Source organism: Rhodopseudomonas sp. BR0M22 (assembly GCF_010907035.1).
GTDB lineage: Bacteria > Pseudomonadota > Alphaproteobacteria > Rhizobiales > Xanthobacteraceae > Rhodopseudomonas.
Genome location: NZ_QUMK01000058.1, coordinates 1 through 21,005, shown reverse-complemented (window position 1 = coordinate 21,005; position 21,005 = coordinate 1). Strand labels below are relative to the sequence as shown.

Here is a 21,005-nt window from a genome sequence, read left to right as displayed (position 1 = left end):
CTTTCAAATCGTCATTGCGGAGAGCGCATCGACGAAGCCATCCAGCACCTCAGTACCCGAAACTCTGGATTGCTTCGCTTCGCTCGCAATGACGGAGAAGCTGTGGGATGAGGTCGGGCGCCTCTCAGCCGGTTACACCACTCGCTCAGGCGCGCGGCCGACGATGATCCCTTCGTTGCCGCGGAGATCGAGGGTGTCTCCGACCCGTTCGCCGGTACGGTCGAGCATGGTCGACAGCAGCACCTCGCCATCGAGCCCGATGGCGTCCGACGCGGCCGAGATCGGATCCGGTCCGAGATTGAGCGCCACCAGCACCGACTGCCCCTGATAATGCCGGCGATACAGCAACAGATCGCCTTCCGCGGCGAGCGGCTGATAATCACCGAGCGACAACTGCGGCAGCTGCCGCCGCAGCCGCAGCAGCGCGCGATACAGATTGAGGATCGACTGTGCGTCCGCCCGCAGATTGGCGACGTTGTCCTGGGTGGCGTCGGGCGCCAGCGGCAGCCACGGCCGGGCATCGGAGAAGCCGGCGTTCGCTGAGGCGTCCCACTGCATCGGCGTGCGGCAGCCGTCTCGGCCGACACCGATCCCCGGCACATTCTTCTCGAACGGGTCCTGGACGTCCTCGGGCGCGATCTCGACCTGCTCCATGCCGAGTTCGTCGCCGTAATACATCGTGGGGGTGCCGCGCAGCGTCAGCAGCAGCATCGCGGCGACGCGCGCTTGCGCCGGCCCGACCCGGCTCGCCACCCGCGGCCGGTCGTGGTTGCCGAGCACCCAGTTGGGCCAAGCGCCGGATGGCAGCGCCTGCTCGTAACGATCGATCAGCGCGGCAATCTCGCGCGCACGCCATGGCGCCGACAGCAGCGCGAAGTTGAACGGCAACTGCGCGCCCTTCAGCTCGGCGCCGTAATACGCCACCAGCCGCTCAACCGGCAGATAGATCTCGCCGATCAGGAGGCGATGATCGAACTCTTCGACCACGCTGCGCAGTTCGGCCACCACCTCCAGCGTCTCCGGCCGATCGGCGGAGTAGATGGGGATCAGCGCGGCGTGTGGCGGCATACCGGGCTTGAAATCAGGATTGGGCGGATTGTCACGAAACTGATCGTCCTTGATCAGATGCCAGATCACGTCGACCCGGAAGCCGTCGACGCCCTTGCGCAGCCAGAACCGCATCGCATCATAGATCGCGGCCCGCACCTCCGGATTGCGCCAGTTGAGATCGGGCTGCTGCTTCAGGAAGGCGTGATAGTAATATTGGCCGGTGGCGTCGTCGTATTCCCAACCGCTGCCGCCGAATTCCGACAGCCAATTGGTCGGTGGCCCGCCGTCCGGAGCCGGGTCGCGCCAGATGTACCAATCACGCTTGGGATTGTGGCGCGACGACCGACTCTCGATAAACCAGGGATGCTGGTCGGACGAATGGTTCGGCACCAGATCGACAATGACTTTCAGGCCGCGGGCATGCGCGGTGAGCACCAGTGCGTCGAAATCATCCATGGTGCCGAAGATCGGATCGATGCCGACATAGTCGGCGACGTCATAGCCGAAATCCGCCATCGGTGACGGGAAGATCGGCGACAACCAGATCGCATCGACCCCAAGGTCGGACAAATAGCCCAGCCGATCGATGATGCCGCGGAGGTCGCCGATGCCATCGCCGTTGCTGTCCTGGAATGAGCGCGGATAGATTTGATACAGCACACCCGCCGTCCACCACGGCGCGCTCGCAACGGTTTCCATTCACGTCTCTCCCATGTCGGTCTCAGACGCGACAAGGCAGGGCTTTGTTCCCGGCGCGGCCGAATCCAGCCGCTGTCGTGGCACGGCGATGCGTCAGCGGCGTGAACGCCGCGCGCGCCACCGACGGCTCAAAAGCGACACCAGCGGCCGCTCGCCGCTGGGTGCGGGATCCTCCTGTCGGTCCAACAACACACCCGATTACCGATCAACGCATTCGTGAATTGAACAGCCGGCTCAGGACGAATGAACTGTCTTGATCGCAAGTGATTGTTTACTGCACACGCGCAGGTTCTGCTGCGGCGCGATGCCGCCGGTAACCCAATGCTTGAGAGACTTGCCGCGCCGCAATATTCTGCCAAGCTGGGAACCGGAAGGATTGCCGAGGATTGTCGGTCAAAGTCCGAAATTCAAACTAATACTTGGCTATAGAGGAAGGTAGGAATGACGCAGATCATCAAACTGTACCAGGATGCGGCTAAGGCGCAGGCGGCCGTGGCGGAGCTGAAGGCCGCTTCGTTCAGCAACGCCGAGATCGTCTCGAGCGACAAGAACGGTACTGTGGTCACGGTCGACCCGCCGTTCGGCAAGGGCGGTCAGGCCGACGCGATCCTCAATCGCCATGGCGCGATCCGCGACGTTTCCGGCCATCACGGCGGCAGCGCCTCGCTGGTGGATTCGTCCGCCCGCCTGACCGGCGCGCCGCGGCTGACCGAGTCGCGCACCACGCTGGGGGCGATCTTCCCCGAGCTGACCAGCCCGAACTTCTTCCTGTCGTCGATGTTCGGCCCGCTGCTGTCGGCTTCGCAGAAGCCCTGGTCGTCGCTGGCCTCGAGCCAGAAGCCGTGGTCGTCCCTCACCAAGAGCCAGGACGCCTGGTCGTCGCTGGCGAGCAATCAGAAGGCTTCGGCTCAGCTCATCAACAGCCCGGCGCCGTTCTCGTCGATGCTCGGCCTGCCGGTGCTCGCCGGCCACTGAGCCGCGCATATTCTCACCGCGACGACGCAAGATCGGGAGCGCCGGATTAAACGGCGCTCCCTTTTTTTGCGCTGCGGCAAGCGCGGCAGTGCGCTGAAACGACTTGCGGGTGCGGCAGACTTCCGGAATCAATCGATTAGTTCTGGAGGCTGTGATGCAGTTTGTATTGTTCTGCGCGGATGCTTCTGCCCGATTTCTAGTGACCAACGACCGTCGCTCGACCGCCCTGGCGCCGCCGAGCAAGACCGAACGATCCGTGCCCTAGCCGAACACGGGAGCATCCGATGCTGGAGCTCGGGCTGATTGGCATGATCGGATTGGCGCTGCTGTATTGCGCGGTTCTGTGGTGGGTGAGCCGTCACCGGGATGTGCTGTACGGCGATTTCGTCAGCCCTGCGGAAGTCATCGCTGCGGTCGATAGGATCGATGCGCCACGCCGCCCGGCGGCGCTGCCAGCGATCGCTCAGCACACGTCCGCTGCTCCAACCGCTGCAAATGCAGGCGCAACGCAACCGGCAGCGCCGGTGCAGGCATCTCAGGTTCAAATGCAGCCATCATCTGCGGGATCAGAACCTGCAGTGTCAGGACCACGCACCTCGGGAGCACACACCTCGGGAGCACACACCAGGGAGCCGACACGTTTACTGGCGCTGTTCGGTCGAGAGCAGAGCCCGCCGACCGACACAGCCCATACGCCCCAGCAGCACCAGGACGTGCTGGCATCGCTCCTGGAGACGATCAAGCGCGACCTGAGCGGCGCCGTCAGCAAGCCTTAGCTACTTGGCCGGGACGGCACGGCACTCAGTCGTGGTGCCGCGCGATCATGCCGGCCTTGGCGTGCTGATGCACGTCCTGATGACCACTCGCGATTACTACGCCGAACAGGATCAGCACCGTCGACGCCGCGGCCGCAGCCAACAGCAGGATGTCGAAAGTCATCATGGTGCTCGTCATCGCCGTATCCCCCTGCAATGAGGCAGTGACTGAGCTTCGCGCCGATCTGGGGTGGCGGCGTTGACGCCGATCAACCAGCGCACACGCCAGGTGCGGGCTGCCGTGCGCGGCGCGCAGAGCAAGCGGCCCAACCGGCAGCAGGCCGCGCGATAGCGTACAGATCGACTTGGGTTCGACGCTCGCCGCGTCCGCTTCCCAGCCCGGCGGCGGCTAAACCAATCGAGAGGAACGTCGCCGGGGGAGAGCTTTTGGAGCGGGCGAAGGGAATCGAACCCTCGTATGCAGCTTGGGAAGCTGCCGTTCTACCATTGAACTACGCCCGCGCCGGGCGCCGCGCTGGCGCGGCGACACGCCCTGATCTAGCCGAGACCGGGCGCGCCGCCAAGGGGCGATCGTCGACAGCGCGTCATGCACGACGCCGCAGCCACGCTCCCGCACTGCAAAATCGCGCTTTGGGCGATTAATGATCTGTTCACTTTCCAGATGCCGTCCAGCCTTTCGCTGGTATAGTTCTCCGCATGGCGGGGGCTGCCTACACCATCTTCGACACCATGATGGGCCGATGCGGGATCGCATGGGACGTCGAGGGCGTGCTCGCCGTGCAGCTTGCTGAAAGCCGCGAGATCGACACCCGCCGCAGGCTGCTGCGGCTCTGCCCGGACGCCCGTGAAGGCAGGCCCGCGGCCTGGATCCAGCCGGCCATCGACGGCATCGCTGCAGCTTTGTCGGGCGAACCGTGGGATTTCTCCGACGTCGTCCTCGATCTCGGCGGCATCCCGGCCTTCGACTGCCGGGTCTATCAGGCGGTCCGCGCCATTCCGCGTGGCGAGACCGCCACCTTTGCCGATATCGCCAAGCAGCTTCGCGCCTCGGGCGCGGTGCATGCGGTCGGTCAGGCGATCCGGCGCAATCCGTTCGCCCTGATCGTGCCGTGCCACCGGGTTCTGGCCGCCGCCGGCGACACCAGCGGCACTTGTGCCAATGGCGGCGTCATCACCCGGCGGCGTCTTCTGTCGCTCGAAGGCGCCTTGGCGAGCAGCGGCCCGACCCTGTTCGACGTGCTGCTGCCGTTCGCCCCGCGGCAAGCCGACCGTTAGACGATGAGCGGTGCGACGGGCGGCTTGGGGCCCCACCGCGTCACCAGCACGCTGAGCGCCGACGTCACACCGAGCAACACCATCGAGCCGGCCGCCAGCAGATAAAAGTTGCCGGCGCTGCCGTGGTGCTGGATCAGGAGCCATCCACCGATGCAGACGAACAGCAGCCGCCCGGTCTGCGCCAGAACCGGGCCCAGTACCCGGGCAGCGCCCTGCGCCGAGAAATACATCGAGATCGCCAGCCCGATGAACGCATACATCGGGCCGGCCGCGCGCAGATATTGCTCGCCGGCGAGCCGCACCGCCGCATCGTCGGTGAACAAATCAATCCAAAGATATGGGAAGATCGCGATCCCGGTGCCGACCACCCCCACGAACACGAACGACACCAGCCCCGCCGTCCAGGCGATCTGCCGCGCCCGTTGCACCCGGCCGGCGCCGATCGCCATGCCGATCATCGGCACCGAAGCGATCCCCACCGCGAACGCGATCGAAGTCAGCATGAATTCGAGCCGGCCGCCGATGCCGTAGCCGGCCAGCACCGCGGTGCCGAAATGCGCCAGCATGTGGGTGAAGATCGTGATGGTCAGCACCGACTGCAGTGGCGAGAAACACGACACGGCGCCCACTTTGAGAATGTCGAAGAACATTCCGCGCTCGATCCGCAATCCCGCCAACCGCGGCTTCACGCCGGCGCGTCCGGAGAAGATCACCCAGGCCATCACCGAGGCGCCGATCGTGAACGCCGTCAGCGTGCCGGCGGCAACCCCGGGCATGCCGAACCGCGGAATCGGCCCGAAGCCGAGGCCGAGCACGCCACCGAGCACGATCTGCAGCATCGCCGAGCTGAGAATCATCGCCGACGGCAACTTCATATTGCCGGTGCCGCGCAAGATCGCCGCGAACGTATTCATCAGCCACGGCACCACCGCGCCGGCGAAGAAGATGTGGACATAGCCGGCCGCCTGGCTCAGCACCGCACCGCGCCCGCCGAGCAACTCAAGCGCCCGCTCCCCGAAGGTCAGCATTCCGACCGTGAACACCAGGCCGAAGCACAGCCCGATCAAGAGCGCGTGCATCGCCAGCGCCGCGGCGCGGTCGTCGTCGCCCGAACCGAGCGCCCGTGCGATCGCCGACGCGACGCCGCCGCCCATCGCGCCGCCCGACATCGTCATGGTCAGGATCACGAACGGAAACACCAGCGCCATCGCGGCCAGCGCCTCGGTGCCAAGCCGGCCGATATAGGAGGTCTCGGCGACGGCGACGCAGGTGCCGGCGGTCAGCGCCACCACGTTCGGCCACGACAGCCGCAACAACGTCCGCAGGATGCCGTCGTCAAGCAGCGGATTCTTCGGCGGCGGTGGCGTGGGGGCTGGCGGAGCCGGCGCGGGCTGCGCGACCGGTGGCAGCTCCGCCACGGCGATATCGGACATGTGTTTCCCCCGAGGCCCGATCTTCAGCCGGGCACCAGCCTTCCTATCACCGTTCTCGGCGGGCGCGATGCTCACACCGCGCATGGCCGCCCGCGAACAGGTCGGAGCGCGGGCTCAGCGCACCGTCCACAGCAGCGGCATGGTGCGGTGATCGCCCGCCAGGCTGACAACGATCCGCCGGCCGCAGCCGGCGGCCAGCCCCTCGGCCAGACCTTCGAGCACACGCAGGCAGGCCGGATGGGCATCGGCGACGCCGTCGATCAGGCCCCAGCCGGTTTGTCGTAGCTCGAAGCTGCCGCCAGAGTCGCGCAATTCGACCTCGTCACCCTGGGCGTCGAGCAGCGCTCGCAACAGAGCGGCAAAGCCGGCGGCATCGCGGCCGGTGATGCCGAGGGCCCGCGCCAGATCGTCGTAGGACTGCATCCCGATCAGTTTGCCGGTGAGATGCAACAAGTAGCCGCCATCGAGCGGACCGAACAGTTGCACCAGGACCGGAGCCGCTGTGCGGACATATTCCATCGCGTAGTTGCGGTGAGCCTTCTCCAGCCGCGGCTTTGGCCAGCTCTCGACCGGCAGCGCAGGCGCGGCGGCAGGATCGAACAGCGGCGCCTCGAGATGCCGGGCGAACTGCAGCCGCTGATCCAGTTCCAGCGGCTCGTCGGCCTCGTAGTAATAGCCTTCCAATCCGTCCTGGCCGTCGACGCTCTGCTTGGTGCAGACGAAGCCGAGCTTGAGATTGCCGAGCGCGACGCCATTATTGGCGTGCCAGCCGCGCAGCATCGCTTTCGACACTTCGGAAGGCACGCCACAGATCGCGGTGCCGCGCCAGATCCAGCGCGGCGGCGGATAGCGGATCCACGCCTTGCGATCGGTTTCGTAAATGTATTCGACGTGCACGCCACCGATCCAATTCGACAGATAATGATACTGCGCCGCCGCGACCGCTGGCGGCAGATGGTCGAGGCCGAGCTTGGCAAGGCCGGCGACGAAGCGCTCCTGCTGCTGACGGCGAAACACCCGAAACACGAACTCGGCAGCGTCCGCCGTGCCGCGCCGGCTGACCAGCGTGAGGATCAGACCGGTGAACAGCGCATGATACAGATCCGCGACGCCGCGCCATTGCGGATTGGACTGCTGCGTGACCGAATGATTGGTTTCGGCTTGCGCGTCGAAGGCGGGCATCGTCGCTCCCTGGCTGTTGTCATTTTTGGGAGCAGACTAGCGGAGAAGATCGTGAAGCACAGGCTCTTTTCAACAGGCAGTACGGCCCGGGGAGGCTTGCGCTATTGGGAAAGCCCGCTCATTCCGTCGGGTGGACTTGCGTCCGAAACCAATCGCGGCCGGTCGCGAAACTGCAGACCGTCATAGATGTCGGCGAGCGTGAGCCGCACCTGCAATTTCGGCAGCTCGATCGCTGCATCGAAGCCCTTGAACACTTGGTTGGTCCACTGCCGATCGTCGCCGCGGACATACAGATGAGCGTTCGGCATCTCGGTGTCGACGAACAGAATGTAGTCGAGTGAAGGCAGCGCCTGATACTCGGCGAGTTTCACGGTGACGTCGAAGCCACTGGTGGTTGGCGACAACACCTCGACGAGAAGCGTCGGCCTCTCGGCAACCAGCGCGCTGTCGTCCGGCTTGCCGCAATCGACGCCGAGATCCGCCATCCGACGTGTCGTCGGAGACGTCGCAACATAAGTGTCGCTCGTGAAAGTCTGGCAGGGGCCGCCGCGGACCTGGGCATGGACCGCCGCCGTCAGGTTCACCACGATCGCGTCATGGCGGCGGCCAGCGCCGGCCATCGCGACCACTTCCCCCTCAACCAGTTCGTAGCGCTGCTCCTGCCCGGCCACCCAGGCGAGAAACTGCTCGGCGCTGACCTTTGCGGCGGGCGATGTTTTCATCTGGAAACGATACCATCGGGTCACTGCACCGCCAAGACGATGCGGGGCGCGCAGCAGTGATCTGCGCTACACCCGAAAATGCTTGCTCAGCTTCAGGCCCTGAGCCTGGTAGTTCGAACCGATGCGCTGGCCGTACATCGCGTCGGGGCGCGACAGCATCTTTTCGTAGATCAGGCGCCCGACGATCTGGCCGTGCTCGAGAATGAACGGCACTTCGCGCGAGCGCACTTCCAGCACCGCGCGGGCGCCGGAGCCGCCGGCGCCTTCGTAGCCGAAGCCGGGATCGAAAAAGCCCGCATAGTGCACGCGGAATTCGCCGACCAAGGGATCGAACGGCACCATCTCGGCGGCGTAGTCCGGCGGCACCTGGACCGCTTCCTTCGACGCCAGAATGTAGAACTCGCCGGGATCGAGGATCAGGGTGCCGTCCGGGCGGGCCGCGATCGGTTCCCAGAATTCGCCGGCCGCATAGCCGCCGCGACGGTCGATATCGACCACGCCGGTGTGGCGCTTGGCGCGATAGCCCACGAAGCCCTCGGAATTCTCGCCCGAGAGGTCGACGCTGAGCGCGACGCCACCGGCGAGGTCGGCGTCGTCGGCATCGACCAGCCGCTCGGCGTCGTGCAGCGCGTCGAGTTCGTCCTGCTCCAGCGTCGCCTGGCCGACGCGGAAGCGGACCTGCGACAGCCGCGAGCCTTCGCGCAGCAGCACCGGGAAGGTTTTCGGGCTGATCTCGGCATAAAGCGGGCCGTGATAGCCAGCGCCGATCATGTCGAAGCGGCGGGTACCGTCGGCGATTACCCGGGTGAACACGTCGAGCCGGCCGGTCGAGCTTTTCGGATTGGCGGCCGCCACGATGTGGCGCGGCAGCGCCAGGCTTTCGAGCAGCGGCACGATATAGACGCAGTTGGTCTCGAGCACCGCGCCGTCCGACAGGTCGATCTCGTGCAGCTTCAGCTCGTCGATCCGCTCGGCGACGGTGCAGTCCGGCCCCGGCAGGAAGCTGGCGCGGACCCGATAGGCGATCGGCCCGAGCCGCAGATCGAGACTGGCCGGCTGGATCTGGCTCTCGACGAACGGGTATTCCGGCAGGATGAGGCCCGATTCCGTCATCGCCGCGATCATGCGGTCGGGCAGAATTCCGTCGGCGTCGGGCGGCAAAGTGAACGGCACGATGTTGGTCCTTCGGAGGGCAAGCCATGCCCTCCGGGAAACTCAGATACGAGCCTCAACCGCTAGCCGAAGCCCGGCTTGACGGGAAGAGTACGGAGGATTAAGAGCCCGACTTATCCCGTGGTGATTTGAGCCGGCCGGCTTGCAGCCACGTTAAACAAGTCGCTAAACAGGCCGGGGACGTTGTGGTCCCGGCCCGAGGGTTGATCCCCAGGCCGGTTTTTTTGTGCCCCCATCGTCCCGATGTGGGCACGCTGGAGACCACATGTCCGAGACCAAACCGACGATTCCCGTCCCTGCTACCGCTCATTTCCGCCGCGAGACCCGCCTGGTGCATTCCGGCAGCTTGCGCTCGCAATTCGGCGAAACCTCCGAGGCGTTGTTCCTGACCCAGGGCTTCGTCTACGACAGCGCCGAGCAGTGCGAGGCACGCTTCACCGGCGACGACGCCGGCTTCCAATATTCGCGCTTCTCCAACCCGACCGTGTTCAGCTTCGAGCAGCGGATGGCGGAGTTCGAAGGCGCCGAAGCGGCGCGCTCGACCGCCACCGGCATGGCGGCGGTGACCGCTGCGATGCTGGCGCCGCTGCGCGCGGGCGATCACGTCGTCGCCTCCAAGGCGATGTTCGGCTCGTGCCGCTATGTCGTCGAAGACCTGCTGCCGCGCTACGGCATCGAGTCGACGCTGGTCGATGGCCTCGATCTCGACCAGTGGCAGAAGGCGGCCCGGCCGAACACCAAGACGTTCTTCCTCGAGAGCCCGACCAACCCGACACTCGACGTGCTCGACATCGGCGCGATCGCCGAGATCGCGCATGCGGCCGGAGCACGACTCGTGGTCGACAACGTGTTCGCCACGCCGATCTGGCAGAGCCCGCTGAAGCTCGGCGCGGACGTCGTGGTGTACTCCGCCACCAAGCACATCGACGGCCAGGGCCGCTGTCTCGGCGGCGTGGTGCTGTCGTCGCAGGCGTTCATCGAAGAACACATCCAGATGTATCTGCGCCAGACCGGCCCGTCGCTGTCGCCGTTCAACGCCTGGGTGCTGCTGAAGGGCCTGGAAACGCTGGCGATCCGGGTCGAGAAGCAGACATCCAATGCGGCGGCGATCGCCGACGCGCTGGCCGGCCACCCGAAGGTGCCGCGTCTGGTCTATCCGGGCCGCGCCGACCATCCGCAGGCCGAAACGGTGAAGAAGCAGATGGGCGCCGGTTCGACCCTGGTCGGCTTCGAGGTGAAGGGTGGCAAGGCCGAGGCGTTCCGCTTCCTCAATGCTCTGAAGCTGGTGAAGATCAGCAACAATCTCGGCGACGCCAAGAGCCTCGTCACCCACCCGGCAACCACCACGCATCAGCGGCTCAAGCCCGAAGCGCGCGCCGAACTTGGTATCAGCGAAGGCTTCATCCGGCTGTCCGCCGGCCTGGAGCACAAGGACGACCTGATCGAAGATCTGCTCGCCGCACTCGACAAAGCGTGAGCGATCAAGCCCCCGTGTCGTCATTGCGGGGAGCGAAGCGACGAAGCAATCCGGCGTCTTACGCAATGCCCTGATTGCTTCGCTGCGCTCGCAACGAGGCCGCTCGGCGTCGAAGCTATCGATCGGGCCGCAGCGTAATCTCGGCGCGAAAGCCTGAACGGTCGCTACGGTTGGCGAGCTGCAGGCCGGCGCCGCTGCGCTCCACCGCAAGCGAGGCAATCGCGAGCCCGAGGCCGCTGCCGACCACGGATTTGTTGCGGCCGCGGAAGAAGCGCTGACCGATCTTGTCGAGCTCGTCCGCGGCCACGCCAGGACCGGTATCTTCGACCAGAACCGTGGCAGCGGTGTCGCCGGTCCGCCAGCTCACCTGGCCTGCGCCCCGCATGTACTGCACGGCGTTCTCGTGCAGATTGCGGATCGCGAGCTCGAGACACTCGCGATTACCACTCCACACAACGTGGCGGAGATCGTCGTCGATCGTGACCTCGATGTCGTCGGCGCGCGGTGTGGCGCGGACCACGTCCTCGATCAGGGCGCGCATCGGCACCCGCGCGCGGTCGTCGACTTCGGCATGCGTGTCGAGCCGGGCGAGCGTCAACAGTTGCCGCACCAGCCTTGTGGCACGATCGACCGCGAGCAGGATCTGTTGCAGAGCCGCCCGTGACACCGCCGGATCGTTGGCGGCGAGCGCGACCTGCGCCTGGGTCTTCAAGGCGGTGAGCGGGCTGCGCAGCTCGTGCGCGGCGAACGCCGTGATCTCCCGCTCGTGCCGCCGCGCCAGCGCGACCTTGTCGAACAATGCGTTGAGCGCCTGGGTCAGCGGCTTCACCTCCGACGGCGTCCGGCTGGCATCGACGGCGCTCATGTCGTCGGCGTCGCGGCAGCGAAGATCCGACGCGATGGTCTGCAGCGGCCGAAGACCGCGCCCGACGCTGATCCAGATCAGCAGGCCGAGCACCGGCGCGATCAGCAGGGCCGGCCACATCAGCCCCTTGATCAGGTCGGTGACCAGCCGGTCGCGCAGCCCGAGCCGATCGCCGACCAGAACACGAAATCCCTTCTCGGCGTCCTCCGCCGCATAGACCCGCCACGCCTCGCCGTCGATCTGTCGCTCCGAGAAGCCCGACACCTGATCGCTGAGTTTCTGCTCCGGCGCGCCGCCCGAGCGCGCGATCATCCGGCCCTGCACCGACCACACCTGGCAGGAGAGCTGGCGCTCGTAATTGCCGGGAGACGGCGGAGTGGACAATGTCGGCAGCGTTTCCGGAACGTGCCCCTCCATGCTGCCGACCAGCGACACCACCATCCGGGCCGCCTCCTGCAACCGCGTGTCCAGGACGTGTTCGAGCTCACGCTGGCTCGACGCATAGATCCACGTCACTGCGGCGATCCACACCGCGCCGGTGGCGCCGAGCAGAACGAGAAACAACCGCAGCCGCAGCGAGCCGATCATGACGGCGCCATCCGATAGCCGAGGCCGCGGATCGTCTCGATCGCGCTGCGCCCGAGCTTGGCGCGAAGATTGTGGACGTGAACTTCGACCGCGTTGCTGTCGACCTCGTCACCCCAGCCGTACAGTCGTTCTTCGAGTTCGGCGCGCGACCGGACCACGCCGGGGCGCTCCATCAAGGCATGCAGAACCGCAAATTCGCGCCGCGACAACGCGACCGGCGCGCCGCCGAGCGTGGCATTGCCTTCGGCTGGGTAAAGGCAGATCGGCCCGTGCTCCAGACAGGTGGTCGCCCGGCCGTCGCGCCGGCGAATGATCGCGCGTAGCCGCGCCGACAGCTCGTCGAGATCGAACGGCTTGCCGAGATAATCGTCGGCGCCGGCGTCGAGCCCGGCAATGCGGTCGGCGGTTTCATCCAGTGCGGTGAGCAGCAGCACCGGCGTGGCGTCGCCACGACGGCGGATGTCGCGCAGCAGATCGATGCCGCTGCCGTCGGGCAGCATGATGTCGAGCACCACTGCGGAGAAATTGTTGGCGGCGAGTGCGCTGCGCGCATCCTCGCAAGTCTCGACGCAATCGATGCTGGCGCCAGCGAGCGACAGGCCGGCACGAATGCCGTCCGCAATCATCGCATCGTCCTCGACCACCAAGACCCGCATCGATCCATCACCTTTCGGATCACGACTTGCGAGGCCAGCCTTAAGGCTGGCTTAAGCTGGCGGCCGAGACTGCCGGCATCCGACCCAGCGATCGGGGAACCATGGCCCGTCTCTTCCGCCTTCTCGCCTTCGTCGGCGTCCTCGCCGCAACACAGTCCGCAATTGCAGCGCCGAAGCAACCACCGTTCCGGCTGAGCGTCCAATCGGCCGCCGATGGCGTTGCGGTGACCTGGACGATTGAGCCGGGCGTCTATCTGTACCGCGACAAGATCGTGGTGCGAACGCCGCAGGGCGACCCCGTCGTGCCGGATCTGCCTGCCGGCGAAACCAAGGACGATCCGAACTTCGGCCTGACCGAGGTCTATCACCGCGGCGTCACCGCGACGATTGCGACCGCGGCGCTGAACGGCGCCACCCGCTTGACGGTCGGGTATCAAGGTTGCGCCGAGCGCGGCATCTGCTACCCGCCGGCGACCGCGACCGTCGACTTTGCGAGCGACACCGTGACGCCCGCGGATCCGGCCGGCGCCAGGCCGCAAATCCAATGGCCGGACGCCCCGGCGCTCAATAAGACCGCCGCCCGGTCGATAGCGGCAGAAGCGGCACCGGCTGAAGCTCCTGCGCCTTCGATGCTGCCGTCGATGACCGAGGGCTGGGCGCCGCTGCTGCTCGCCTTCGCCGGCTTCGGCCTGCTGCTGGCATTCACGCCTTGCGTGCTGCCGATGGTGCCGATCGTCGCCGGCATGCTGACACGCGCCGGCCGGGACATCTCGCCGGTTCGAGGCTTTGCGTTGGCGCTGACCTACACTGTGGCGATGGCCAGCGCCTACGCGGCGCTCGGCGTTGCCGCCGCCTGGTCGGGACAGAATCTGCAGGCTGCGTCGCAGACGCCGGCCGCGCTGGCGGCGATGGCGGCAATCTATGTCGCGCTGGCTCTGTCGAGCTTCGGCCTGTTCGAGCTGCAATTGCCGGCCCGGTTCGGCGACGCGCTGAGCGGGCGCATCAGCGGACGTGCGGGTCCGTTGCTCGGCGCAGCCGCATTGGGCTTCACCTCGGCGCTGATCGTCGGGCCGTGCGTCACGCCGCCGCTCGCCGCAGCCCTGCTCTACGTCGCGCAGACCGGCGACACCGTCCGCGGCGCCGCCGCGCTGTTCGCGCTCGGCCTCGGCATGGGCTTTCCGCTGATCCTGGTCGGCATCTTCGGCGGCGGCATCCTGCCGCGCTCCGGACCATGGCTTGTGACAGTGCGCAAGCTGTTCGGCGTCGTTTTTCTGGCCACCGCAACCGTCCTGATCGGGCGCGTGGTGCCCGGCCCTGTCAGCCTGTTGTTGTGGGCGGCGCTGGCGATCGCGAGCGCCGTGTTTGTCGGCGCTTTCGACCGGCTCAGCCGGCGACACGGCCCGGCGCCGCGTCTGGCCAAAGCAAGCGGGCTGGCGCTGTTCGTCTACGGCGCGGCGCTGATCGTCGGCGCGGCAGCGGGCGCCGACGATCCACTGCGTCCGCTCGCCACGCTCGGCCAGGGGCGTGCGGATCCGGCGATCGAGACCCGCACGGTGTCGTCGCTGCAATCCTTGAACGCCGCGATCGACGACACTCGTGACCGCGGCAAGCCGATCATGATCGACTTCTCGGCCGACTGGTGCACCGCCTGCAAAACGATGGAGCGCAACCTGTTCGCGGCTCCGGAGGTGCAACGACGCCTCGCCGGGCTCACCGTGATCCGCGCCGACGTGACCGCGACCAACGCCGAGACCGCCGCGCTGATGAAACGATTCGATGTGATCGGACCGCCGACACTGGTGTTTCTCGATCCCCGCCGCGGCGACGAGATCGCCGCGGCCCGCATCACCGGCGAAGTTTCCGTCGATGACTTCACCCGGACCCTGCAGCGTCTCGACGCGCGATCCTGACCACTATCCGACAGGAGGAAGACATGAATCGCAGACAATCCCTGCTGATCCTCGGCGCACTCACGGCGGCGCCGCTGGTGAAGTACTTCGGCGCGCCGGAGGCCTGGGCCGAGGGGGTCGACGTCGACGCGATCCTGCGCGATCCGGACGCACCGGAGGCCGGCAACCCGAAAGGCGACGTCACCATCGTGGCATACTTCGACTACAACTGCCCGTACTGCAAGAAATCAGAGCCCGACCTCGAGAAGGTGGTGCACAGCGACGGCAAGATCCGGCTGGTCTACAAGGACTGGCCGATCCTGACCGAAGCCTCGGTCTATGGCGCGCAGATGGCGCTGGGCGCGAAGTATCAGGGCAAGTACCAGGCGGCCCACGATGCACTGATGGCGATACCCGGCCGCGGCATCTCCAAGGATCAGATGCGCGATGCCGTCGCGGCCTCAGGCATCGATATGACAAAGCTGCAAAGCGATCTGAGCGCCCATGGCGACGCGATCACGGCGCTGTTGCGACGGACGCTGTCGCAGGCCGACGCGATGGGCCTGCAGGGCACGCCGGTATATCTGATCGGCCCCTACAAGGTGGCCGCTGCGCTCGACGCCGATGCCTTCAAGAAAGTGGTGGCGCAGGCGCGCGGCCGCCAGACCAAGAAGTGAGCGAGGCTGATTGCAACAAATGCTCCTTCGCTCTGCACTGGTTCTGACCATCGCCGCCGTCGCACTCGGCGGCTGCGTGACTAATTCGCAAATTCCTTCGCCGACCGCCGCCGTGAGCAACACTGTGGCGGCGCGCTATGCCGCGATCGACACCGAAAGATATCCAATCGCCGGCGTTGCGGCCGACGATCTCGATCCCGCTTACGTGCGGCAACTGGTCGACTACAAGACCAACGAACCACCGGGCACCGTGGTGGTCGATCCACGCAAGCGCTTCCTCTATCTGGTGATGGAGGGCGGCAGGGCGCTGCGCTACGGCGTTGGCGTCGGCAAAGCCGGGCTTGAATTCACCGGCACTGCCGAGGTCGGCCGCAAGGCCGAATGGCCGCATTGGACGCCGACCCCGAACATGATCGCACGCGAGCCGGAGCGCTATGGCAAGTGGGCCAAAGGCATGGAGGGCGGCGAAAGCAATCCGCTCGGACCGCGGGCGCTGTATCTCTACAAGAACGGCAAGGACACGCTGTTCCGGATCCACGGCACCACCGAGCCTTGGACGATCGGACACGCGGTGTCGTCCGGCTGCATCCGTATGCTGAACCAGGACGTCATCGATCTGTATGGCCGGGTGCCGAAAGGCGCCAAGGTCGTCGTGCGATAGAGCGCTTTCGAGCGACGGGAAAAGCGGTCCGCGTGCAGAAACCGCCTCAAAGCAGGGAGGCGACGCGGCTCACATCGGCCGATAAGCCGTGACCTCACCCGGCGCGGCGGTGGTGCCGAGCTTGATCTGATCGACCGAGCGGATGATGCCGTCGCCGAGCAGCTGTGCGAAGCAGGCGTAGCCCCAGTCGTTCATGTGCAGCCCGTCGGCGATGACGAACTTGTCGAACGGGATGGCCTGCTGCTCGTGCCATTCCTTCATCACTTCAAACCGCGGAAAGATGCCGACGCGGCGCAGCTCGGCCAGTCGGCCGAGCGCCTTGATCATCTTGCCGGCGTTCTCGCCGCGCTCGTTGACGCGCGGCGCGTATTGCGGATCGACCAGCACGATATCGGCGCCGGCGGTCTGGATCGCCCTGATGCCGTCGTCGACCAGCTTGCCGGTGTCGGCCGGATCGAGGTTGCGCAGGATAGCGTTGGTGCCGACCTGCCAGATCACCAGATCTGGCTTCGCATCCAGGACCGTGGACTTCAGCCGCCGCATCATTTCGGGCGCGTCTTCGCCGCCCTTGCCGCTGTTGACCACGGTGATGTCGGAGCCCGGATAATGGCGGCGGAGCTGCGCCGCCAGCCGGTTCGGATAATTGAAGGCCGGCGAAGTCGAACCGTAGCCCTGGGTGGAGGACGAACCGAACGCCACGATCACCACCGGGCGGTGATCGGCCAGCTTGCGCGCGACCCGCGGCAAGGCACCGATCGACTTGGCGCCGCCCTTCGGCGGCAGGCAGGGCACCCGTCCGAGGATGTCACCGGCTTGCTTGGCGACATCCTTGATCTTGTTGAGCGCGGCCCCGGCGACGGTTTTCTTGCGGTCGGGCGTAGATACATCGACCTCGCCCTCACCGGGTGCGGCCATCGGGGCCGCCTCAGCGGCGGGCTCCGATGAGGTCTGCGCGAAGCTTTGCGGAGAAGCGATCAGGAGGAACGCCGTCGCCAAAAACGCTGCGACGGCAGCCGATCGCAAAGGGCCGGAAACTCTCATCAACGCTGGGTCCTTACCTCCGCCGGATCGGTCTGCGCGGCCTCGATCACGAGCGCCATCAGCGCGCGCGCCAGGCAATTGTGGACGCGCAACGCCAGATCGATCCCCGGCGCGGGGCTGAACAGATCGAACTCGCCGGTTTCATTCCAGTGGCGCATCAGAGCAAAGCGATCGAACAACGGAACGTCGTGTTCCTGCGCCACCACCCGCATGGCGTCGAGATAGGGCGCCGGATTGATCATCGTCTCGGTGCGGGGGCTATACTGCAAATTCATCAAGATAATGTCAGCGCCGTCTTGTTTCACCGCATCGATGCCCTGGCCGAGGGCGGTGCGGAACTCATCCGGATCGATCGATCGGATCGCGTCGTAGGTTCCGGTTTGCCAGATCACCAGTGTCGGCTTGCGCTCGGCGACCAGGGCCCCGAGGCCGGTGGCGATGTCGCCGGCGGTCCGCTTGGGGCGCATTTCCATCGTGACATTGACCGTCACCCCCGGGAAACGCTCTCGCAGCAGCGCCTGCAGCCGGCCCGGATAAGAACTGTTCTCGGCCGACTGGATGGTCGAGGAACGGCTGCCGACCACCAGGATGTCGAGCTTGCGGGTGGTCTTCAGGGCTGCGGCGACCCCCTTCAGCTTGGCCTCGGTAGCCAGCAGATAGGCCGGCGGCACGCAGGCGGGAGCGTCCGGGTCCGCAACCGCCGGAGACGACAGCCCGACCGCCGTCAGCAACGCCGCGGCCGCTATCCACCCCAAGCCGGCCTTTGCCACGGCCTTCATGCTGCATCGCCTCCAGCAAGGTCAGCGTCCGGCGGTGTCCGTGACCCGGCCTTGCTTGCCACATTCTTGTACCACGAGAACAGCCACGCAGCGGCAGACATGATGCAAATCCCTGTCACACTGACAAAGAAATGCAGCACCGCGCCGCCGGAGACCTCCGCCAGGATGAAATAACCGGCGAAGGCGAGAAAGATGCCAATGCAGAAGATCTCCAGCGAATGCTGGCCGCACAGGATCAACGGCCGCAACCATGGCGAGTTCAGCGCCGGCCAGTCGCGCGGAATGAACCGAACCGTCAGCGCCGCCAGGGCCAGGAAATGCGCGAACCGCAGCACGTCGAGATTGGGCTTGTCGATCGGGTACATCCACTGCTCGAGCCACTTCGGCAGGGTATGGAACAACTGTGGCGTGTACCAGGTCAGGGTGACGTAGAACGCAGCCACCAGATAGGCCGCAGCCAGCCACAGCGTCACCTTCGATGCCAGCACCCGCGACAGTCGCTTCGCCCCGCCCATCGCGCACCAGGCGCCGAACACGAATAATAGTTGCCAGGCATAGGGATTGAACACCCACGCGCCGCTCGGATAGGCGGTGAGGTGCAGGTCGAATTGCCAGGTCGCAGCGTACAGCAGCGTCGCCAGCCCGAGCGTGACATCCGGCCAGCGCCGCATCAGCCACAGGATCGGCGGCAGAAAGAACATCAGCACGATGTACAGCGGCAGCACGTCCATATTGACCGGGCGGAACCGCAGCAGCAGCGCCTGCACGATGGTGACATCGGGCTGCTTGAGGAAGTCGAGGATGCCCATTTCCTCGGAATACAACGGGTTCTGAAAGCTGGTGGCGACGTAGGAGATCTCGGCCAGGAAGATCGTGAACAGGAACACATGCGCGACGTAGATCTGCCAGACCCGCTTCAGGATGCGCGCGGCCGCTACCACGAAGCCGAGATCGGTCATCGCCTTGCCGTAGACGAACGCGGCGGTGTAGCCGGAGATGAAGATGAAGATTTCGGTGGCGTCGGAGAAGCCGTAATTCCGCAGCGTGAACCAGGTCAGCACGTTGGCCGGCAAATGATCGATGAAGATCAGCCACAGCGCGAGGCCACGGAACAGATCGAGCCGCAATTCCCGCTTCGGCACCGGCTTGTGCGACGGCAGGGGCGCGGGCCGCGGTGACAGCTCAGCCGGCTCGGGCGGCGGCCCGCCTGCGGGCGGCGCACCGGTGACCGGTTCGGCAATGGTGGTGACGGGAGGAGTCATGTGGCTCCGCGATGGCGCGCTGCGCGCTTGTCGTTGCTATAGCAGCCTGCGCGCCACCGGCGAAGCGGCTCGCGGCACGGCCGGCACTCTGACGCAGCCCGCAAAAGCTGCAGGTCCGGAACCGAGGCGGGCTAGCGCCGAACGATGTTGAAACCGCGGAAGCGTCAACCCGACACCCTGGAAGTTCGGTCCGGACGACTGGTTTCAACGCTGATTTTCGTTATATTTGGGGCAAGAGCTGGAAATCGAGCCATGTACCGTGCCGTCACCCGCCGGATCGAAGTGACCGTTGAACCGAATTACCTGCCCGAGCGCTCCTCGGCGGAGAACCGACAATATTTCTGGTCCTACACGGTGGTGATCACCAATTCGGGCGAGGAAACCGTCAAGCTCCGCACCCGGCATTGGGTGATCACCGACGCCTCCGGCCGGACTCAGGAAGTCCGCGGCGAAGGCGTGGTCGGCGAACAGCCAGTGCTCGCGCCCGGCGAGCGCTTCGAATACACCAGCGGCGTCCCCCTCCCCACCGCCTCCGGCTTCATGGCCGGCCGCTACCAGATGGAAAGCGAAACCGGCGAGACTTTCGAGATCGACGTCCCGACGTTCTCGCTGGACAGCCCGGAAGGGAAACGGACGCTCAATTGATCGTGCGCTCGTAGCCTGGGTTGAGCGGAGCGAAACCAGGAGAGACTCTGCACGAAGTGAGGATGCGTTTCGCCTGCGGCTCAACGCATCCTACGGCTTACTCCACCCCCGCCTCTTGCGGCGTGAACTCGTACACCGATGAGCAGAACTCGCAGGTCACCACGACCTTGCCGTCCTTGACCATGTCGGCGCGGTCCTGAGGGGCGAAGCGGGACAGCATTCCGGCGACGGCCTCGCGCGAGCAGGAGCACTCGGCGCGCATCGGCAGCGACGAGAATACGCGCACGCCGCGCTCGTGAAACAGCCGGAACAGCAGCCGTTCGCCGGACAGATCCGGATCGATCAGTTCGACGTCTTCGACGGTCGCGATCAGCGACTGGCCCTCGACCCAGGCATCGTCTTCCTCGACCGTGTGAGTGACGGTGCCTTCCGGCGCATCGCCCGGATGCAGATCGGCCTGACGGGCGCGCTCGGGGCTCTTGGGGAGGAACTGCAGCAGCATGCCGCCGGCGCGCCAATGGTGCCGGCCGCCTTCCCCGCCGCGCCATTCCTCACCGACCGCGAGCCGGACACGCGTCGGAATCTGCTCCGAGCGCAGGAAGTATTCATGCGCGGCTTCTTCCAGCCCACCGCCGTCCAGAGCCACCAGTCCCTGGTAGCGCCGCATGTCCGGGCCCTGGTCGATGGTCATCGCCAGATGGCCGCTGCCGAGCAGCGCGCCGGAACTGAGGCCGGGTTCGAGCCGGGCCTCGTCGTAGCGCGCATAGGCCCGCAGCCGGTCCGGCGCCTGGAAGTCGACGATCAGGAACGACACCGGCCCATCGGTCTGGGTCTGCAGGATGAACCGGCCGTCGAACTTCAGCGACGAGCCGAGCAGCGTCGCCAACACGATCGCCTCGCCGAGCAGCTTGGCGACCGGGGTCGGATAGGCGTGCTTGGCGAGCAGTTCGTCGAGCGCCGGGCCGAGCTTGGTCAGCCGGCCGCGCAGATCGAGCGGGCCGACTTCAAACGGCAGCACGCTGTCGTCGATCGGCACCGCCGACGGCGCGCGCTCGGGGGGCATCTCGGGGGAGGTCGGATCGGGGGCTTGTGAGGTCATGGGCGCTTATCTGGGGGTGAGAGGCCGAGATCGAAAGGGCCGGACTGGGAGGCGAATGGCAGCGATGCCAAGGGGCAGGCT

General features: G+C 66.1%; 20 protein-coding genes, 1 tRNA gene and 1 riboswitch. Of the genes, 8 read left to right on the top strand and 13 right to left on the bottom strand.

Translation table 11 applies throughout. The features are described from left to right. Window positions 1-132: 132 nt before the first annotated feature. On the bottom strand, window positions 133-1,749 hold the full coding sequence (locus DY468_RS18060; RefSeq protein WP_164606177.1) for an alpha-amylase family glycosyl hydrolase: 1,617 nt from the start codon (window positions 1,747-1,749) through the stop codon (window positions 133-135). A gap of 441 nt (window positions 1,750-2,190) precedes the next feature. Between DY468_RS18060 and DY468_RS18055 the strand changes: the two genes are divergently transcribed. Together DY468_RS18055 and DY468_RS18050 are read left to right on the top strand one after the other, a co-directional pair. After that, on the top strand, window positions 2,191-2,724 hold the full coding sequence (locus tag DY468_RS18055; protein WP_164606176.1) for a hypothetical protein: 534 nt from the start codon (window positions 2,191-2,193) through the stop codon (window positions 2,722-2,724). 284 nt (window positions 2,725-3,008) lie between these two features. Beyond that, entirely contained in the window at window positions 3,009-3,500 is a 492-nt protein-coding gene (locus DY468_RS18050) for a hypothetical protein (protein WP_164606175.1), read from the top strand. Window positions 3,501-3,525: 25 nt separating this feature from the next. Here DY468_RS18050 and DY468_RS18045 read toward each other — a convergent pair whose 3' ends face one another. Next, complete coding sequence (locus DY468_RS18045; protein ID WP_164606159.1) at window positions 3,526-3,678, bottom strand: hypothetical protein; 153 nt, start codon at window positions 3,676-3,678, stop codon at window positions 3,526-3,528. A gap of 249 nt (window positions 3,679-3,927) precedes the next feature. After that, window positions 3,928-4,001: transfer RNA gene (locus DY468_RS18040), tRNA-Gly, on the bottom strand. 195 nt (window positions 4,002-4,196) lie between these two features. Here DY468_RS18040 and DY468_RS18035 point away from each other — a divergent pair. After that, window positions 4,197-4,775 (top strand): methylated-DNA--[protein]-cysteine S-methyltransferase, encoded by a 579-nt coding sequence (locus tag DY468_RS18035; RefSeq protein WP_205512491.1) that lies wholly within the window; start codon window positions 4,197-4,199, stop codon window positions 4,773-4,775. Here DY468_RS18035 and DY468_RS18030 read toward each other — a convergent pair. The 4 genes from DY468_RS18030 to DY468_RS18015 all read right to left on the bottom strand — a co-directional run bounded on the left by DY468_RS18030 (window position 4,772) and on the right by DY468_RS18015 (window position 9,285). Continuing rightward, on the bottom strand, window positions 4,772-6,208 hold the full coding sequence (locus DY468_RS18030) for an MATE family efflux transporter (RefSeq protein ID WP_164606174.1): 1,437 nt from the start codon (window positions 6,206-6,208) through the stop codon (window positions 4,772-4,774). The genes DY468_RS18035 and DY468_RS18030 overlap by 4 nt on opposite strands. Before the next feature lie 114 nt (window positions 6,209-6,322). Further along, the gene (locus tag DY468_RS18025) at window positions 6,323-7,390 is read right to left on the bottom strand and encodes a hypothetical protein (protein ID WP_164606173.1); all 1,068 of its coding nucleotides are present in this window, start codon (window positions 7,388-7,390) and stop codon (window positions 6,323-6,325) included. 101 nt (window positions 7,391-7,491) lie between these two features. After that, window positions 7,492-8,112 carry a Uma2 family endonuclease gene (locus DY468_RS18020; RefSeq protein ID WP_164606172.1) on the bottom strand — a complete coding sequence of 207 codons (621 nt, stop codon included), beginning with the start codon at window positions 8,110-8,112 and terminating at the stop codon, window positions 7,492-7,494. A gap of 66 nt (window positions 8,113-8,178) precedes the next feature. Beyond that, complete coding sequence (locus DY468_RS18015) at window positions 8,179-9,285, bottom strand: 2'-deoxycytidine 5'-triphosphate deaminase (RefSeq protein ID WP_164606171.1); 1,107 nt, start codon at window positions 9,283-9,285, stop codon at window positions 8,179-8,181. A gap of 110 nt (window positions 9,286-9,395) precedes the next feature. Beyond that, window positions 9,396-9,475: riboswitch (SAM riboswitch) on the top strand. Window positions 9,476-9,550: 75 nt separating this feature from the next. On the opposite strand from DY468_RS18015, the gene DY468_RS18010 reads away from it, so the two are divergent. Beyond that, a complete protein-coding gene (locus DY468_RS18010; RefSeq protein ID WP_164606170.1) occupies window positions 9,551-10,762 on the top strand; it encodes an O-succinylhomoserine sulfhydrylase in 1,212 nt (403 codons plus the stop codon). A 115-nt stretch (window positions 10,763-10,877) separates the two neighbouring features. On the opposite strand, the gene DY468_RS18005 is transcribed toward DY468_RS18010, so the two are convergent. Together DY468_RS18005 and DY468_RS18000 are read right to left on the bottom strand one after the other, a co-directional pair. After that, window positions 10,878-12,215: a sensor histidine kinase gene (locus DY468_RS18005; RefSeq protein ID WP_164606169.1), complete on the bottom strand. Its 1,338-nt coding sequence runs from the start codon at window positions 12,213-12,215 to the stop codon at window positions 10,878-10,880. Continuing rightward, the gene (locus DY468_RS18000) at window positions 12,212-12,871 is read right to left on the bottom strand and encodes a response regulator (RefSeq protein ID WP_164606168.1); all 660 of its coding nucleotides are present in this window, start codon (window positions 12,869-12,871) and stop codon (window positions 12,212-12,214) included. Before DY468_RS18000 ends, DY468_RS18005 begins: the two co-directional genes overlap by 4 nt. Window positions 12,872-12,972: 101 nt before the next feature. On the opposite strand from DY468_RS18000, the gene dsbD reads away from it, so the two are divergent. Genes dsbD through DY468_RS17985 form a run of 3 tightly spaced genes read left to right on the top strand, consistent with a single transcriptional unit; the run spans window position 12,973 to window position 16,098 of the window. Continuing rightward, on the top strand, window positions 12,973-14,781 hold the full coding sequence (gene dsbD, locus DY468_RS17995; protein ID WP_164606167.1) for a protein-disulfide reductase DsbD: 1,809 nt from the start codon (window positions 12,973-12,975) through the stop codon (window positions 14,779-14,781). Window positions 14,782-14,804: 23 nt separating this feature from the next. Next, the gene (locus DY468_RS17990; RefSeq protein ID WP_164606166.1) at window positions 14,805-15,437 is read left to right on the top strand and encodes a DsbA family protein; all 633 of its coding nucleotides are present in this window, start codon (window positions 14,805-14,807) and stop codon (window positions 15,435-15,437) included. A gap of 19 nt (window positions 15,438-15,456) precedes the next feature. Then, window positions 15,457-16,098 carry a L,D-transpeptidase gene (locus DY468_RS17985; RefSeq protein WP_164606165.1) on the top strand — a complete coding sequence of 214 codons (642 nt, stop codon included), beginning with the start codon at window positions 15,457-15,459 and terminating at the stop codon, window positions 16,096-16,098. Window positions 16,099-16,167: 69 nt separating this feature from the next. On the opposite strand, the gene DY468_RS17980 is transcribed toward DY468_RS17985, so the two are convergent. From DY468_RS17980 to DY468_RS17970, 3 genes are read right to left on the bottom strand one after another with little or no spacing between them, the layout of a single operon-like run. Then, a complete protein-coding gene (locus tag DY468_RS17980) occupies window positions 16,168-17,139 on the bottom strand; it encodes an SGNH/GDSL hydrolase family protein (protein ID WP_164606164.1) in 972 nt (323 codons plus the stop codon). Beyond that, entirely contained in the window at window positions 17,139-17,918 is a 780-nt protein-coding gene (locus DY468_RS17975; RefSeq protein ID WP_164606163.1) for an SGNH/GDSL hydrolase family protein, read from the bottom strand. Before DY468_RS17975 ends, DY468_RS17980 begins: the two co-directional genes overlap by 1 nt. Beyond that, a complete protein-coding gene (locus tag DY468_RS17970; RefSeq protein WP_164606162.1) occupies window positions 17,915-19,180 on the bottom strand; it encodes an OpgC domain-containing protein in 1,266 nt (421 codons plus the stop codon). The genes DY468_RS17975 and DY468_RS17970 overlap by 4 nt, the downstream gene beginning before the upstream one ends. A 252-nt stretch (window positions 19,181-19,432) precedes the next feature. On the opposite strand from DY468_RS17970, the gene apaG reads away from it, so the two are divergent. Then, window positions 19,433-19,825 carry a Co2+/Mg2+ efflux facilitator ApaG/CorD gene (gene apaG, locus DY468_RS17965; protein WP_164606161.1) on the top strand — a complete coding sequence of 131 codons (393 nt, stop codon included), beginning with the start codon at window positions 19,433-19,435 and terminating at the stop codon, window positions 19,823-19,825. 97 nt (window positions 19,826-19,922) lie between these two features. Here apaG and DY468_RS17960 read toward each other — a convergent pair whose 3' ends face one another. Next, the gene (locus DY468_RS17960; RefSeq protein WP_164606160.1) at window positions 19,923-20,924 is read right to left on the bottom strand and encodes an Hsp33 family molecular chaperone; all 1,002 of its coding nucleotides are present in this window, start codon (window positions 20,922-20,924) and stop codon (window positions 19,923-19,925) included. Between the last annotated feature and the right edge of the window lie 81 nt (window positions 20,925-21,005).